The sequence below is a fragment of the Silvimonas iriomotensis genome (assembly GCF_014645535.1).
Classification (GTDB): domain Bacteria; phylum Pseudomonadota; class Gammaproteobacteria; order Burkholderiales; family Chitinibacteraceae; genus Silvimonas; species Silvimonas iriomotensis.
Genome location: NZ_BMLX01000001.1, coordinates 430,643 through 446,095 on the forward strand (window position 1 = coordinate 430,643; position 15,453 = coordinate 446,095).

Sequence of the window (15,453 nt, forward strand, 5' to 3'; positions counted from 1 at the left end):
TTACAAAGGCAAACCCAGCGTGCGCAGACGCTGCGCGGTCTGGGCGGCCGCAGTGTGGTGAATCCCTTGCCAGCCAAAGCGCGCGGCGGCTTCGGTGTTGACGCGGGTGTCGTCAATAAAGGCGATTTCCTGCGGCGTGATGTCGGGCATATCCATGACGATGCGCTCATGCGTCAGCAGATACAGCGGCAGCGCCGGTTTGGCCATGCCTTCCTGACCAGACACAACAATGCGGCGGAACCCTTGCAGGAACGGGTAATGCGTCAGCGCATACGGCCAGGTCTCGGCCGCCCAGTTGGTCAGGGCGTAAACCGGAATACCGGCCTGGCGCAGCGCGTCGAAAATCGCCATGCCGTCGGGCAAGGTGCCCCGCAGCATCTCTGGCCAGCGGCGGTAAAAAAGGCGGATCAGCATCTCGTGCTGCGGGTGGGCGGCGGCCAGTTCATCGGTGCCGGCCTGCAGGCTTTGCCCGGCGTCTTGCTGCAGGCGCCAGGCGCCGTTGCAGATGTGGCCCAGAAAGTGGCTGCGCGCAGCGTCATCGGGGATGAGTTCGCGGTAGACGTACTCGGCATCCCAGTCGAACAGCACGCCACCCAGATCGAATACAACGGCTTTGATGGCCATGTTGTGTTCCAGCGGAATAAAAAAAGGACTGGCAGTGAGGGACTGCCAGTCCGGCAGAATCAGGCACAGCATTGAGCCTGAGGAGGAAAATCGCGGTTCATAAAACGCGGCAGGCTGCGTTGTACTCGCTTGCCGTACTTGCACGTACTGATCTGCGCTCGCACGCCTTGCCTGCCGCGTTTTATGAACCGCTCGGGCGTTGGTCAATCAAACTGGCGGGCTATGTTATGTTCGCTTGCCAGATCAGCAAGGGTTTACTTCTTGCGGCCAAACAGCTTGTCGGCGGTGACGGCGCCAATGATCAGCGCGCCCATCACGATCTGCTGGTAGTAAGACTGCACGTTCATGATGTTCAGGATGTTGTTGATCACGCCGATGATCAGGCCGCCGACCACCACGCCTGTCACTGCGCCACGGCCGCCGAAGAAGCTGGTGCCGCCGATAATGGCCGAGGCAATGGCGAAGGTTTCAAAGCCGGTGCCGGCATTGGGTTCGGCCGCGCCGGTCCGCGCTACGGTGACCACGCCTGCCACGCCGGCACAGACGCCAGAGATAATGAACACCATCAGCGTGTGCAGCTTGATATTGATGCCAGAGAACCACGCGGCCTGGGCGTTGCCACCAAGGGCGTAGATGTTGCGGCCCAGTTTGGTGAAGCGTGCCAGGAAGTACAGAAAGCCCGACACCGCTACGGCGATCAGCACGGGCACCGGAATCCCCAGCAAGCGGCCGGCCACGATGTCAGAAAAGCGCGGATCAAAGCCGAACACCGACCGCGCATCCGAGATGATCAGCGTCACGCCGCGGTAAATGGCCATGGTGCCCAGGGTGATGATGAAAGGGTGCAACTGGGTCACGTTGACCAGTACGCCGTTGATGGCGCCCAGCATGGCGCCCAGCAGCACGCCGCCCAGCAGGATGGCCAGCCAGAACGGCATGCCGGCGACCATCAACTGGGCCGACACCATGCCGGTGAGCGCCAGCATGGAACCCACCGAGAGGTCGATCCCGGCGATCAGGATGGTGAAGAACACGCCACAAGCCAGCAGGATCATCACCGAGCTTTGCAGCAGCACCTGTACAAGGTTATCGCGCGTCAGGAAAAACTGCGGCGAGAGCGCGCTGGAGATCACCACCAGCAAAATCAGGATGCCCAGCGTGCCGTACTTTTGCCAGAGGGAGCCCAGGCCCAGTTTGGCCTTTTGCTCAGTGCCCGCGGTCAGCGTGGCGGCATTGGCTTGCGTTGTCATATCGTCTTTCTCCATATTCATTCAGCCCCTGTTATCAACGGGGTTTACCGATGTGCCAGTCGCGCCTTTATGCCGTCGCGATGTGCATGATGTTTTCTTCCGTCGCCTCGCTGTTGGGCAAGACGGCGGCGATGCTGCCTTCCTTGTAGACGGCAATGCGGTCGCATACGGACAACAGTTCCGGCAACTCGGAAGACACCATCAAGATGCCCTTACCGGCGTCGGCCAGTTGCCGCATGATCTGGTAAATCTCGGTCTTGGCGCCGATATCGATCCCGCGGGTGGGTTCGTCAAAAATAAACAGGTCACTCTCGGCGGCCAGCCATTTGGCGATGATGGCCTTTTGCTGGTTACCGCCAGACAACTCGGTGATGTTTTGCTGCGGCGATGCGCAACGGATGCGCAGCTTGTCTTTGTATTGCGCGCCGAAGGCTTTTTCTTCGGCAAAATCCAGCCGTTCCAGCGACACCTGGCGACGCGCGTTTTTCACAAACGGCAGGATGGAAATGTTCTCGGCAATCGAGAAATTGTGGAAAAACCCGGTATTGCGGCGGTCTTCTGTCACAAAGGCCAGCCCCGCTTTCACTGCGTGATACGGGGAGGGGATGGACACCGCCTTGCCGTTGAGTTCGATCTGGCCTTGGGCACGGGCGCGGGCGCCGAAGATGACTTCCATCAACTCGCTGCGGCCAGAGCCGATCAGCCCGGCAAAGCCCAGGATCTCGCCCTTGTGCAATTCAAAGCTCACGTCCTTGACGCGGCCATCGCGTGAGGAGAGGTGTTCTACGGCAAACACCACTTTGTCCTGATCCACACGGGCGCCATCCGGGCGGGCGTGTTCGATCTCGCGGCCCACCATGGAGGCCACCAGTTTTTGTGGCGGCGTGGTTTTGGCATCAAACGTGCCCACATAGCGGCCGTCTTTAAGCACGGATACGCGGTCGGCAATGATCGGGATCTCTTTGAGCTTGTGCGAGATATACACAATGCCGATGCCCTGGCCCTTGAGCTCGCGGATCACGGTGAAGAGGTGATGCACTTCTTCATCGGTGAGCGAGGAGGTGGGCTCATCCATGATGATGATGCGCGCGTCGCTGGCCAGTGCCTTGGCGATTTCCACCTGCTGTTTTTCAGAGATCGACAGATCACTGACCAGGGTGGCCGGATGGCGCTTGAGGCCCACGCGGGCCAGCACCGACAGCGCGGTCTGGCGGATGCGCACGCTGTCGACAACCGGCACACCGAACTTGCGCCGGGTAGGCAGGCTGCCGACAAACAGGTTTTCCTCGATGCTCAGGTGATCGATCACGGAGAGTTCCTGATAGATCAGCCGGATACCGAAGGCCTTGGAAATGGACGGGGTCAGCCGCTCATAGCTGGCATCTGCCAGTTCGATCGTGCCTGAGGTCGGCTCGTAAATCCCGCTCAGAATCTTCATCAGCGTGGATTTGCCGGCGCCGTTCTCGCCCAGCAGCGCGTGAACTTCGCCTGCGTTGATATCAAAACTGACATCTTGCAAGGCCACGGTGCCGGGAAAGCGTTTGACCACGTTACGTACTGCGACAAGCGTACTCATTGCTGTATCCATGTGAGGTGTGAGGGGAGAGGTGTGAGGGGTAAAACCGGAGAACAGACCCTGGCCTGCCAGGACTGTTCACCTCACCCCTCGCTCCTTACGCCTTACTCTTTGGTCACAATCTTCGAATCAATGGCGACAAACTGCGGGGTGCTGTCAGGCTTGATGGCCGGCTTGGTCTTCACGCTCTGCACCAGGATATCCAGCGATTTGGCACCCAGAGTCGCGGTGTCCTGGGCCGCCGTTGCGGTCAGTTCGCCACGCTTCACCGAGTCAATGGCTTCAGGCACGCCGTCGGTCCCCATTACCAGCACCTTGCCCAGCTTGCCGGCATTCTTCACCGCCTGGACAGCGCCCAGCGCCATGGTGTCGTTGGCGGCGTAGATGGCTTTCAGATCCGGATTGCGTTGCAGGATGTTGGTGGCTACATCCAGCGCGCGGGAGCGATCCCAGTCGGCCGGCAGGCTGGCCACTACCTTGACATTGGGCGCAGCGGCGAAGGCTTTCTTCACGCCATCACGACGCGCATCACCCGACGAGTTACCGGCCTTGCCTTCAATAATGGCGACCTTGCCACCGGCGCTGCCCAGCTTGCTGACAATGTACTTGCCGGCTTTCTCGCCCAGCGCCGCGTTGTCGGTCGCGAGGAACGCCACCACGCTGCCACCGGCCGCCTTGAGCTGGCTCATGTCGACCTTCTCATCCATGTTCACAACATAGATGCCTTTCTTGTTGGCCGCGGCGATGGCTTGCACCACGTTCACCGGCGAGATCGGCGCCACGCCGATGGCCTTGTAGTTCTTGTTCACGACGTCTTCCAGCAGACGTTGCTGGCCGGTGATGTCGTCTTCACTGTTAGCTGCGAAGATATCGACCTGGACGCCCTGTTTTTTGGCTTCGGCCAGGACGCCGTCTTTCATGGCAACCCAGTACGGGCTGGCCAGGGTTTTCAGTACCACGGCGTAATCTGCGGCAAAAGCGGATTGCACCGGGCCCAAGGTGAATGCGGCGGCACCGGCAATAGCCAGGGTCAGTTGCTTGATGTTCATGGTGACTCCTCGACGGGTTTAAGCGTCTTTTTATGATTCCGTGATTGAACCCGGAGGTCTCAGCCGCGGAATAAGTGGTGATGAGCAAGATTCACTGCACAAGTCGTCATTTCAAAGCGTTCCGCAAGCCAGACAGGCAGGCTGCAGCCGCCGCACTGCATCAGGCCGGGATTGAAGTCCAGGCCCGCTGTTTCGCCGAGGCCAGAATGGCTTCGACAATCTGCGCAGAGCGCGCACCGTCAGCGAAGGTTGGCAGACCTTCACGGGGCTCCCCGCGAATTTGCGAATAGGTATCGGCCACAAAGGCCTCAAAGCAATCGGCATAACCCTGGGCGTGGCCGGCGGGCAGGGTGGCCAGGCGGCGTTGCTCGGCCGCGCCTTGCGACGGGTCCTTGACCCACAGTTGCATGGCATCACGCTGACCCACCCACAGGCGTTCCGGCTCTTCCTGGTTAAAGGTCAGGCTTTCATTCATGCCGTCGATTTCAAACCACAGATGGTTTTTGCGACCGGCGGAAACCTGGCTGATGGTCAATGTGGCCAGCGTGCCCTTGTTGGTACGCAGCAAGGCGCCGGCAATGTCTTCGGTGGTGACGGCCATTTTTGCCGCATCGGCATCTGCTGCGCCGGAGAACGTGGCGCGGGTGGCGGCTGGGCGTTCGGCCAGCACGGTCTTGAGCGAACTGACGGCTTCGACAAAGCGCTCGCCCGTGACCCATTCCATCAGATCGCACCAGTGCGAGCCGATATCGGCAAACGCGCGGGAGGCGCCGCCCTTGACGGCATCGACACGCCAGTTGGTGTCATTGGCACCCAGCAGCCAGTCTTGCAGGTAGTTGCCATGAATCAGATTGAGTGCGCCCACTTCGCCGCTGGCAATGCGGGCACGGGCCTCGCGCACCATGGGGTGATAACGGTAAACAAACGGCACGGCGGTAACCAGACCGCTATCGCGGGCCAGTGTGGCCAGTTCCGTGGCGTCGGCCAGCGAGGTGGCGAGCGGCTTTTCGCAGATCACATGCTTGCCGGCCAGCAGGGCGCGGCGTGCCAGATCATGGTGCGTGGCATTGGGGGTGCAGATATGCACTACATCAATGGCCTTGTCAGCGAACACGGCATCGGCATCCGCGTAGGCTTCGCAGTGCCATTGCTGTGCTACCGCGCGGCTGCGCTCCGGGCTGGAAGCCACGACGCCACGCAGCACACTGCCGCTTAACGCTGCTGCACGACGGTGTACTGCACCAATCATGCCCGTACCAATAATCGCAATTCCCAGCTCTTTATTCACGACTGCCTCCGTTTTGTGCGATGTAGTATTCATCTGCACTACTACAGCGCAAATTTTGTATTATTTATGTCGAATTTCGACATAATGATTTTCACTATCGCCATGTAATTGCGCTTGAAAGCATACAAAATCACTCTTATGCTCGATTTAACACACAATCCGACGTAAGTACTTTTATGTATGAGATAGCCCGACACACCCCGCCCGATGACGTACCTTTCCGGCTGGGGCAACATGAAATCCAGAGCCAGATGGCGCGCCTGATCGCGCTGGATAACGGCATCAGCCGCGCAGACATGGCGCGCATGACCGGCATGGCGCGCTCCACGGTGGCTGAATATCTGCAGCCGTTGCTTGATTGCGGCCTTGTCAGTGAGCAGCGCGGCAGCTATGCCGGGCGCGGTCGGCCATCAACCGGTTTGTCGCTGAATCTGAAGGCCGGCGTGATCCTGGTGGCCGACATCGGGGCCACGCATGGCCGGCTGGTTGTTGCAGATCTGGGACAGCACCGTCTGGCGGAAGAGGCATTCATGCCTGATCTGACGATCGGCCCGGAGCTATTGCTGAGTGAAATCGTCGAACGGTTCGAGAAACTGCTGCAGTCCTCCACCGCGCGTGACCGGCCGATTCGCGGCGTGGTGATCGGCATTCCCAGCCCGGTTGATTTTGAGCGCGGCATGCCGGTGCGTCCGCCGATCATGCCCGGCTGGGATGGTTTTGCAGTGGCCGACTGGGTACGCCGCCGCATGGGCGTGCCGGTTTTGCTGGATAACGACGTGAACCTGATGGCGCTGGGCGAGGCGCGGTCACGCCCGGTTGCGCAATCGCCACTGTTGTTCATCAAAGTGGCCAGCGGGATTGGCTGCGGCATTGTCACCAAAGATGGCGAACTGCATCGCGGCGCTGATGGTGCAGCGGGCGATATCGGGCATATTCGCGTGCCGCTGCATGACGAGGTGATTTGCCGCTGCGGCAATATCGGGTGCCTTGAGGCCATTGCATCGGCCAGCGCCGTCATGCGGCAACTGCAGGACCTCAAAGGCGCGCAGGTGCAGACCACGGCCGAGCTATCCGGCCTCATTACCAGTGGCGACCCGCACGCCGTCCGCCTGTTGCGCACGGCCGCGGCAGAAATTGGCGAGATCGTCGCCATGCTGGTGCATATGTACAACCCGGCCTCGATCATTCTGGGCGGCAAGATGGCCCATATGAGCGATGACTTGCTGGCCGGTATCCGCGCGGTGGTGTACCGCCGTGCGCTGCCGCTGGCGACACGGCGGTTGTCGATCGAAAACTCGCAACTGGGGCGCGATGCCGGCCTTGTAGGCGGGATCGCACTGGGCATCGACAAAGTGTTGTCGCCGCGCGGTATTCAGGAACTGCTGCAAAACTACTGATCCTGATCGGCCAGCGTGTAACTGAAGTCGTAAAAGTGCTGGCCGTTTTCAATACGGATACCCATGCGCCCGATCAGCCCGGTCAGCTCGCCCGAGCCCGAATCGGGCACCACCGTGACCGTCAGCGACGGCGTACCGCGATTCATCACGCCCGTGTGTAGCAAAATGAAACTGCCGCTGAGACCTTCAAGGGTGCCGGTGACTTTTTCCATGGCGACATACCCGGCCGAGCCCACCGTGCTGGTGGCCGCGCTGAGCATCTGGCCCTGACTGGTGGCCGTCAGCGGGCCTTCAAAGTGCTTATCCAGCCCCATGCGTCCCAACGCCGCTTCTTCATGCGGCTCGGCTGGCTCCAGCCGGGTTATCCGGACGTTGAATTTACCTGTGACCTGCGGCATGACGTGCTCCGGGAGAAGAATATTCTGGACACGGTCATCGTAGCAGGAGCGGCCGGCTTTGCTGGCTTGAGGGCTAAACGATGTAGATGTGTGGGCCTGCGATTTTGCTGGCCGACCAAGCGGGAGCATGGCGTGTACGGCTTGAGCCGGTCGCACAGATCTAGCCACGCTTTGTCATGAAGGGGTGGAAGTGGTTTTTACAGCCGCGCATAACACTTTTGCTTGGTCCGTACAGGGCAGAGGTGGGCATGGGCGGCGAATTACGCGTGGGCAATCCGCCAGCCATCCGCCTGAGACAGCTTACTTGATCGACAGGCCGTCGATGAACTTCTGGCACTCGGCTTCGTACTTGTAGAAGAGCGACTGACCGGTGTAACAGGTCACCTGGATGTTGCCGCTTTCATCGCCGTAGTAATTGGTGGTGAAAACAAGATCCAGCCCCTTCACATTGGCCACCAGCCGGATCATGCCGGCTTGTTTGCCATCAATGATCGGCTTCTTTTCCAGAATGATGGTGGGTGTGGCGCCGGCGCTTTGTACGTTATGCAAGATCACCTCACGCACCACGGTATTGTTGGCGGCAATCTGATCCGAAATCACCATGGCGTAAAGCGGCAGTGTCTTGTGCATGAACAGTCGCTTGGCCGGGGATTCGCCATCTTTGGGCGGGCTTTGGGTCCAGTTGTTCACGTCATAAGCCACGCTGAATTTCTTCACTGCCGGGATATAGGGCGATCCGGTGGACTCGGCTGGCGTGCTGCTGGTCGTGCTGGAGTCAAATTTCCAGGTGCCATTGGGCGCCAGCAATACCTTGCGGCCATCTTCGGTAATGGCGTGCAACGGGTCTGCACTCCAGGCTGCGGCTGAAGCAGCCAGCAAACTGGTACACAAGAAAGACAAAATCAGACGCATGAGGGCCCCGGTTTTTCAAAGTAAAAGCGGCAAGGTGCCCGATTATGCCTCTTTTCCTTTGCCGGATATGCCCGTTGGCGCACAAAGCAGGGGGAGTGTTGCAAGGAAGTGCGCGGCCCCCGGCGGTGTGGCTGGCCGGTACGGCACGCCACCAGCAGGCCCGCCCCGGATGGGGGCATCCGGGGTCGGGGTTCAAGCTTGGCAGGGTGGTGAATCAGCCGGTGATTTCAGGCCATTGCACCACCAGATCAGCGCGATGCTGGCTGGCGGCAATGCGTACGGCGTTGGGTTCGTCAGTGTTCATCACCCAGTCTTTGGCGGCCTGTTCGGTGCGGCCAAAGAACATGTGGCGGGCTACAAGGCGCTGGCGGCGCAGGTCGTCATCAACCCCCACGTACCAGGCTTCATCCAGCAGGGGGCGCACGTTGTTCCAGCCGGCGTCTTCCATCAACAGGTAGTTGCCTTCCGTGATGATGAGTTGCGTTTCGGCACTGACGGGAATGGCCCCGGCAATGGGTTCTTCAATTTCACGGCGGAACACGGGCGCATAGACGGTTTCACCCGGCCTGGCGTGTTTGATGCGTTCCAGCAAAGAGACATAACCCCACACATCAAACGTATCCGGCGCGCCCTTGCGATTGGCGCGGCCCAGCCGGGCCAGTTCAACGTTGGCCAGGTGGTAGCCATCCATGGGCACGACCATGGCGCGCGCGCCCAGGGCTTTGGCCAGTGCTTCTGCGACGGTAGATTTACCCGAGCCCGGAGCGCCAGCAATGCCGAGGATTTTGCGCTGGCCGCTTTGCAGCAGGGCCAGTGCGCGTTGCAGATAAATATCGGGAACCATATTGAAGGTTGTTCCTGAATCCAGACAGGTTGGCACGGTAAAACCGGCAAGGCGGCCGTGATTGCACGTAGTACGTACGCTTTGTACTACGCGCTGGTGCGCCTTGCCTGTTGCGATCAATACGGGCGATCCGTCACGCCCAGACCGGCACCCTTGGCTTGCGCGCTGATATAAGCGTGTGCGTGGGTGGCCAGATCCATGCCGTTATTCCACAAATTGCGCCAGACCGCCAGATCATTGGACAGCCCCTCTGCCACCACGGTGGAGGAGAAGCTCTCAAAGGTGATCGGGCCGGTGTAGCCAATCTGGGCCAGCGCGTGGAAGAACTCGGTGAAGTTGATGGTGCCCGAGCCCAGGTAACCGCGATGGCTTTCACCAATGTGCACGTAACCGAGCTTGTCGCCGCACTCCAGCACCGGGCGGGTGAAGTCCACTTCCTCGATATTCATGTGGTAGGTATCAAGGTGCACGCACAGGTTGCCGGTGCCCACTTCATCGATCAGTTCCAGCGCCTGGCGGGCGGTGTTGATCACGTTGCTTTCATAGCGGTTTACCACTTCCAGACCGATTTTCACACCCTTGTCGGCGGCCTCGCCCGAGATACGGCGCAGTGTTTCCACCACGTGCTTGCGGCCTTGCGCGGTGATCGGGTGGCTGTATTTGCCCAGCGCGCTGTAGGGCACGCCGCCGAAGTAATCACCACCCAGTTGTTGGGTGATATTGATGGCCTCTGTCAGCAGCGCCACACCACGGGCGACCACGGCGGGGTCGTCGCTCGACACGTCGGCGTTGAAGGCCAGACCGCGTGAGAACGCCGGCTTGATGGCGTATTCCTTCAACAATTCACGCGTGTAGCCAAAGTCCAGCGGCTTGGGATCGTGCAAAGAAAACTCGATCAGGTCAAAACCAGCCTGCTTGCTGCTGCTGATGATCTTCTTGACCGATTCCGGAGACACGTCGCCAGCCCAGACAAGGGCGTGGATGCCGAGAGGATTCATGGTGCTGCTCCTGCTAGAGGGTTGTTGGTTGGTAGTGCATGGAGCGCATGCTACACCTTTTGATTTTGAAAAAACAACTTTTGCGTTAAAAAAATACAAAAGTAGCTTTATGATGTGGGAAACTTGTCGCAAGAAAGGCATCCGGCCCTACAATGCGCACAACGACCTACAGGCTATCCATGAACGACGTCACCACTCCCGTTTTGCCGGCCGCCGACAGCAGCGGCGCCATTCTTGCGCTGATCCGCAGCGGCGTGGCCACCACGCGGGCGCGCATCATGCAGGTGACGGGGTTGTCCAGATCCACCGTGGGGCAGCGCCTTGAGACCCTGCTGGCCGCTGGTTATCTGGAACACGGCCAGACCACGGCATCGACGGGCGGCCGACCGCAGGCTTCGTTGCGCATCAATCCGGCCTTCGGGGTGATGCTGCTGGCGGATATCGGTGCCGAGAAAATGCGGCTGGCGCTGGCCGACATGCATGGCAATACGCTGGCCAGCAGCGCCGAACTCAACGATATCGCCAGCGGCCCGCAAGCCACGCTGACGCGGGTACTGCAGCAGTTTGAATCTTTGTTGCATATGGCGCAGCGCACGGCGGCCGAGGTCAAAGGCATAGGCATAGGCGTGCCCGGTCCGGTGGAGTTTGCACAAGGCCGTGTGGTACGCCCGCCGATCATGACCGGCTGGGATGGCTATGTTGTGCCGGACTTTTTTGCGCCACATTTCCACTGCCCGGTGCGCGTGGATAAAGACGTGAACCTGATGGCGCTGGGCGAACACCGCGCAGTGTGGCCGGATGTCGCGCACATGATGTATGTCACGGTCGGCACCGGTATTGGCGCCGGGTTGATCATGGATGGCCACCCGCAACGCGGCGCGCAGGGTGGCGCGGGCGATCTGGGGCATTTGTTCATGGGGCATGCGGGCTCAGCCGGTGGTGGCGAGTTGCCGGTTTGCCGCTGCGGTAACGCGGGTTGCCTGGAGGCCTACGCGGCGGGCTGGTCGCTGACGCGGCAGCTGGAAGGGCGCGGTTATCCGGTGCATGTGGCGCAGGATGTCGCCGCGCTGGCCCGCCAGGGCGATGCCGATGTCGTCGCCATGCTGTTGCAGTCCGGCCGCCTGGTGGGAGAGGCGCTGGCGCAGGCGGTCAGCTTGCTGAACCCCTCGCTGGTGGTACTCGGCGGCGTGCTGGCAGACTCGCAAGATCATTTGCTGGCCGGCGTGCGTGAGATGGTCTACCGCCGCTCCTTGCCGCTGGCCACGCGCAATCTGCAAATCCTGGGCAGCGAACTGGCCGACGATGCGGCCCTCGTGGGGTGCGCACATCTGGTGGCCGATGCGGTGTTTGCGCCCCAGGCCGTTGACGCCGCCTTGCTGGGGAACGCGGGCTAGTCTCACGCTGGTATCGGGCGCTGGCTGACAGTGATATCCCGCTTTTGCACGCATGATGAAATCAAGCTCATTGCCGGAGATCGTCATGCCGAGATTGCAATCCAGACCCGCACCGGCCACACGCTGGCTGATTACGCCGCAGGCCATGCCGCCGGCGGTGCCCGGTCAGCCGCCCGGCCCGGAACCGGATGACCCGGATTTTCCGCAACCCAACCCGCCCGAACAGATTCCGCCGCTGCCGGTGCCGCCGGATCGCCCGTTTGCGCCGCAGCCGGTGCATGATCCGATCCCGCCAGAGGACAACCCCGGCCCGATCAAAGAGCCGCCGCGTGCCCCGGACGAGCCGCATCGCGATACGCCGTATTTTGGCGGCCGGATCACCTTGCATTGAAGGAGGCCCGCATGCGCAACCCGCCGCCCGCACTGAATCTGTTGAACACGGTGAATGTACTGCGTCATGAAATCCATGCCCACGCGGCAGACTTTTTGCTGACACCTGCGCTGGCATTGTCGTTGCTGGCTGCGGGCACATTGGCAGATGCCGCGCAAAGCCAGCCTGGCGCTGCGCCGCAATCGACCAATACTGCGCCGGCCGCCACCGCGCCGCAGGCCAAGCTGTCGCAACAGGATGCGTCGTTTCTGGCGGAAGCCTCCCGTGCTGCCAGCACGGGCCAGGACCTGGCGCGCATGGCCATGCAACAGGCGCAAGCCCCGGCGATCAAGGCGCTGGCGAGCAAGCTGTTTGAGGATCACGGCGTGATCAGTCTCAAGCTCAAATCGCTGGCCCAGCAGAAACAACGGCAAGATGCCTCGGCCCCGGATGCCGCCCAGCAGCAGGACATGGAACATTTGTACGGCCTGCAGGGCGACAAATTTGAGGCCGAGTGGATCAAGATCCAGACCAAGGCCAGCCAGGATGCGCTGGTGGCGTGGTCGCAAGAGGTGGCCAACGGCAGTGATCCGCAAGTGGTGGCGCTGGCAAAACAGACGCTGCCGGTGCTCAAGTCACACCTGGATTATCTGCAAAAACTGCCGGCCAGCCACGGTTGACGGTACACGCGGCAAGGCGTGAAGCGGGTATGCTGAGGGTTTACCTGTTTCACGAGTGCCGTCATGCAAAAACAATACGTTGTTGATCCCCGCAAACTGGAACCGCTGGCTACCGAAAAAGGCCTGTGCATGGTCACGGACCTGATCCTGGTTGATGGCCAGCCGGTGGGCTACATGGTGCGGGAAGAACCGGAAGACAAGGAAGACAGCGGCTGGCGCTTTTTCAGTGGCGCAGAAGATGACCGCTATCTGGACAACCCCAAACACTTCAATCTGGTTGATGTGAACCTGGTCGCCAATTGCGACCCCAGCATTGTCGAACAACTGGATGCGCCCGTCGGCGCGGCCTTCGACAAACACGAAGGGGTGTTCTACGACGTCAGTGAAGATGACTGACGCGTAACCAGAACAAAAAGGCCGGTACTGACCGGCCTTTTTTATGCGGGCGGGTTATCCCGCCATGGATTGAGGAGGTCTGCATGCGCCACCTGCCTGGCTTGATGACGGCCCGCCCGCGCCTGACGGTGGCGCTGGTGATCGGGCTGATCTCTTTCTTTGTGCTGCCGCTGCATGGCTCGCTGGCCGGCCGGGCGCTGGCTTGCTGGAACATCACCGTGTGGGTGTACCTGATCACCGTCTGGTGGTTGCTGGTACGCGCCCAACCCGACCGCATCAGGCAGATTGCCAAAGCCCAGGATGAAAACGCCGAGATCGTGCTTGGGCTGGTGTGTACGGCGTGCGTGGTCAGTCTGGCAACCATTCTGGTGGAACTGGCTTCGGCCAAGGGCACTACCGGCATTCACCAGCTAGCGCATATCAGTTTCACGGCGATCACGCTGGTGGGGGCCTGGCTGATGTTGCCGACCTCGTTTGCCATTCACTATGCGCACCAGTTTTATACGGCTGAAGGCGCCTGCAAACCGTTGTTGTTTCCCGATAAACCGGAAGCGCCGACGTACTGGGATTTTCTGTATTTTTCTTTCACCATCGCCGTGGCCTGCCAGACGGCCGACGTCGCAGTGGGGGACAGCAGCACCCGCAAGATTGTGCTGGCGCAGTCGGTGCTGGCGTTTGTGTTCAATCTGAGCGTGCTGGGTTTGTCGATCAATATTGCGGCGGGGCTGGTGAGCTAGCACCGGCCGCTCAACGCCAACACCCGCTTTGCAGCGGGTGTTGTGCGTTCAACCTGTGACCGGCGAGGTGAGGCGTCACCGGTCGTCACGGCCTCATCCAGAAAAAACCGTTAGCCCGCAGCGGCAAGGCGGGTAATGTTGGTCGCGGTGGATTTGTCTTCCAGCCCGGGACGGCGGGCCTCAGACAGGGATTCGATCTCGCCCGAGATCGTGCCGCCGGATTCAATCAGCAGCTTGCCATAGCGAATGGTGCCTTTGACGCGGCCGGTGGCGTGGATGATCAGTTGTTCACGCGCGGTCAGTTCGCCATCAAACGTGCCGTGCACTTCGGCCACATCAATGCTGACCTTGCCAGAGAATGAACCGCCCTCGGCAATGCGGATCACGCGGCTGTCCATGGTCGCTTCCACACGCCCTTCAACCACCAGCGTGTCGCAATCCAGAATCTCGGCACCGCGCAGTTTCACATCCGGGCCGACGATCAGGCGGTTGCCGCCGCTGTCTGCCGGCGCGGCGACCGGGGCTTTGGGTTCGGCCTGGACACTGCTGGGTACATGTTCCGCCCGCAGGCCATCCGCCGGGCTGGCATGGCTGGCCGGGTCGGCATGGGCGGGAGAGGGCTGGTTGTTGCGGTTGCCCAGAACGCCCTGGTTGCGGTTCAGGATGGGGGTTTGCTGTTTGGACGAGAACATGGGTACTCCTTGGGAAAGACGTCATCAAATGCGCGAAATATCACTGTTTCCGCGTTCGGCCCTTTATTGCAATTGCCGTGCCATGTTGTGAAAGTCATTTAAAAACAGTGTGTTGCTTGTTTTTTGTAAGGTAAGACTGCAATTTTGTGACAAATCGTGTCGCTGTGTGGCGTCAGGTAGAAGGGGGCGAGAGCGGGATCGTCAGTCAGTGCGGGGTTTTCCGCCTGTCGCTGACGGGCGACGGGTGGCGGCGGCAATGTGCGCAACAGCGTGGCCAGCGCCGTTGGCCAGACCGGCAAAACTTGCCGGATGCATATTTGTCAGAATTGTAAAACCCTTGAAAATCAATGGTTTGATATCTGGCACGCTTCCTGCTTTTGTGATTGCAGTCACAGATGGGGAAGCCCGAAGATCATGATGAGTGCACTTGATAACTACTTCCAGACACAGCAAACGGCAATGCGCTTGCGCGATTACCGTCAGGAAGTGTTGTCGTCCAACATTGCCAACGCCGATACACCGCAATACAAGGCGCGTGATTTCGACTTCACCTCTGCGTTCAACAGCGCACTGGCGGCGCAGCAATCGGGCAATAGCGGTGCGCTCAAGACCACGGATAGTCGCCACCTGCAACCGGCCGGTTCCAGCGCGGCAGATTTGCTGTCCCCCAAATTGCAATATCGCAGCGAAGTGCAGCCTTCCATTGATGGCAACACGGTGGATATGACCAAGGAAATGCGCGATTTCGCGGACAACACGCTGCGCTATGAAGCCGCCATTACTTTCATGCAGAACCGGATGAGTACCTACCGGACTGCGCTGACTTCTTCTTCGTCCTGATAACGGAG

Annotated in this window: 17 protein-coding genes; 7 read left to right on the plus strand and 10 right to left on the minus strand. The window is 60.3% G+C overall.

Annotated elements, in window-relative coordinates; all coding sequences use genetic code 11:
* The 5 genes from IEX57_RS01915 to IEX57_RS01935 all read right to left on the minus strand — a co-directional run bounded on the left by IEX57_RS01915 (position 1) and on the right by IEX57_RS01935 (position 5,787).
* Positions 1-624, minus strand: coding sequence for an HAD family hydrolase (locus IEX57_RS01915; protein ID WP_188701777.1), 624 nt, complete (start codon positions 622-624; stop codon positions 1-3).
* A gap of 254 nt (positions 625-878) precedes the next feature.
* Positions 879-1,874 carry a D-allose ABC transporter permease gene (gene alsC / locus IEX57_RS01920; RefSeq protein WP_188701779.1) on the minus strand — a complete coding sequence of 332 codons (996 nt, stop codon included), beginning with the start codon at positions 1,872-1,874 and terminating at the stop codon, positions 879-881.
* Positions 1,875-1,941: 67 nt separating this feature from the next.
* A complete protein-coding gene (locus IEX57_RS01925; protein ID WP_188701781.1) occupies positions 1,942-3,450 on the minus strand; it encodes a sugar ABC transporter ATP-binding protein in 1,509 nt (502 codons plus the stop codon).
* A gap of 104 nt (positions 3,451-3,554) precedes the next feature.
* The gene (alsB, locus tag IEX57_RS01930) at positions 3,555-4,499 is read right to left on the minus strand and encodes a D-allose transporter substrate-binding protein (RefSeq protein WP_188701782.1); all 945 of its coding nucleotides are present in this window, start codon (positions 4,497-4,499) and stop codon (positions 3,555-3,557) included.
* 160 nt (positions 4,500-4,659) lie between these two features.
* Positions 4,660-5,787 carry a Gfo/Idh/MocA family protein gene (locus IEX57_RS01935; protein WP_229708606.1) on the minus strand — a complete coding sequence of 376 codons (1,128 nt, stop codon included), beginning with the start codon at positions 5,785-5,787 and terminating at the stop codon, positions 4,660-4,662.
* Positions 5,788-5,963: 176 nt separating this feature from the next.
* Here IEX57_RS01935 and IEX57_RS01940 point away from each other — a divergent pair, with 176 nt between their 5' ends.
* Positions 5,964-7,184, plus strand: coding sequence for an ROK family transcriptional regulator (locus IEX57_RS01940; protein ID WP_188701786.1), 1,221 nt, complete (start codon positions 5,964-5,966; stop codon positions 7,182-7,184).
* Here the strand turns inward: IEX57_RS01940 and IEX57_RS01945 are convergent.
* From IEX57_RS01945 to IEX57_RS01960, 4 genes are all read right to left on the minus strand, one after another.
* Positions 7,178-7,582, minus strand: coding sequence for a DUF3224 domain-containing protein (locus IEX57_RS01945; protein ID WP_188701789.1), 405 nt, complete (start codon positions 7,580-7,582; stop codon positions 7,178-7,180). The genes IEX57_RS01940 and IEX57_RS01945 overlap by 7 nt on opposite strands.
* A gap of 300 nt (positions 7,583-7,882) precedes the next feature.
* Positions 7,883-8,494 carry a hypothetical protein gene (locus tag IEX57_RS01950; RefSeq protein WP_188701791.1) on the minus strand — a complete coding sequence of 204 codons (612 nt, stop codon included), beginning with the start codon at positions 8,492-8,494 and terminating at the stop codon, positions 7,883-7,885.
* A 214-nt stretch (positions 8,495-8,708) separates the two neighbouring features.
* On the minus strand, positions 8,709-9,338 hold the full coding sequence (locus tag IEX57_RS01955; RefSeq protein ID WP_188701793.1) for a nucleoside/nucleotide kinase family protein: 630 nt from the start codon (positions 9,336-9,338) through the stop codon (positions 8,709-8,711).
* A 116-nt stretch (positions 9,339-9,454) separates the two neighbouring features.
* Complete coding sequence (locus IEX57_RS01960) at positions 9,455-10,336, minus strand: sugar phosphate isomerase/epimerase family protein (RefSeq protein ID WP_188701795.1); 882 nt, start codon at positions 10,334-10,336, stop codon at positions 9,455-9,457.
* 179 nt (positions 10,337-10,515) lie between these two features.
* Here IEX57_RS01960 and IEX57_RS01965 point away from each other — a divergent pair, with 179 nt between their 5' ends.
* From IEX57_RS01965 to IEX57_RS01985, 5 genes are all read left to right on the plus strand, one after another.
* Positions 10,516-11,730: an ROK family transcriptional regulator gene (locus tag IEX57_RS01965; RefSeq protein ID WP_188701798.1), complete on the plus strand. Its 1,215-nt coding sequence runs from the start codon at positions 10,516-10,518 to the stop codon at positions 11,728-11,730.
* Between the two features lie 85 nt (positions 11,731-11,815).
* A complete protein-coding gene (locus tag IEX57_RS01970; RefSeq protein WP_188701800.1) occupies positions 11,816-12,121 on the plus strand; it encodes a hypothetical protein in 306 nt (101 codons plus the stop codon).
* A gap of 11 nt (positions 12,122-12,132) precedes the next feature.
* Positions 12,133-12,780: a DUF4142 domain-containing protein gene (locus tag IEX57_RS01975; protein ID WP_188701802.1), complete on the plus strand. Its 648-nt coding sequence runs from the start codon at positions 12,133-12,135 to the stop codon at positions 12,778-12,780.
* A gap of 63 nt (positions 12,781-12,843) precedes the next feature.
* Entirely contained in the window at positions 12,844-13,176 is a 333-nt protein-coding gene (locus IEX57_RS01980) for a DUF2185 domain-containing protein (protein WP_188701804.1), read from the plus strand.
* A gap of 83 nt (positions 13,177-13,259) precedes the next feature.
* Positions 13,260-13,913 carry a DUF1345 domain-containing protein gene (locus tag IEX57_RS01985; protein ID WP_188701806.1) on the plus strand — a complete coding sequence of 218 codons (654 nt, stop codon included), beginning with the start codon at positions 13,260-13,262 and terminating at the stop codon, positions 13,911-13,913.
* A gap of 110 nt (positions 13,914-14,023) precedes the next feature.
* Here the strand turns inward: IEX57_RS01985 and IEX57_RS01990 are convergent, their stop codons facing one another.
* On the minus strand, positions 14,024-14,605 hold the full coding sequence (locus tag IEX57_RS01990; RefSeq protein ID WP_188701808.1) for a bactofilin family protein: 582 nt from the start codon (positions 14,603-14,605) through the stop codon (positions 14,024-14,026).
* A 414-nt stretch (positions 14,606-15,019) separates the two neighbouring features.
* On the opposite strand from IEX57_RS01990, the gene flgB reads away from it, so the two are divergent.
* Positions 15,020-15,445 (plus strand): flagellar basal body rod protein FlgB, encoded by a 426-nt coding sequence (gene flgB, locus IEX57_RS01995; protein WP_188701810.1) that lies wholly within the window; start codon positions 15,020-15,022, stop codon positions 15,443-15,445.
* Positions 15,446-15,453 lie beyond the last annotated feature (8 nt).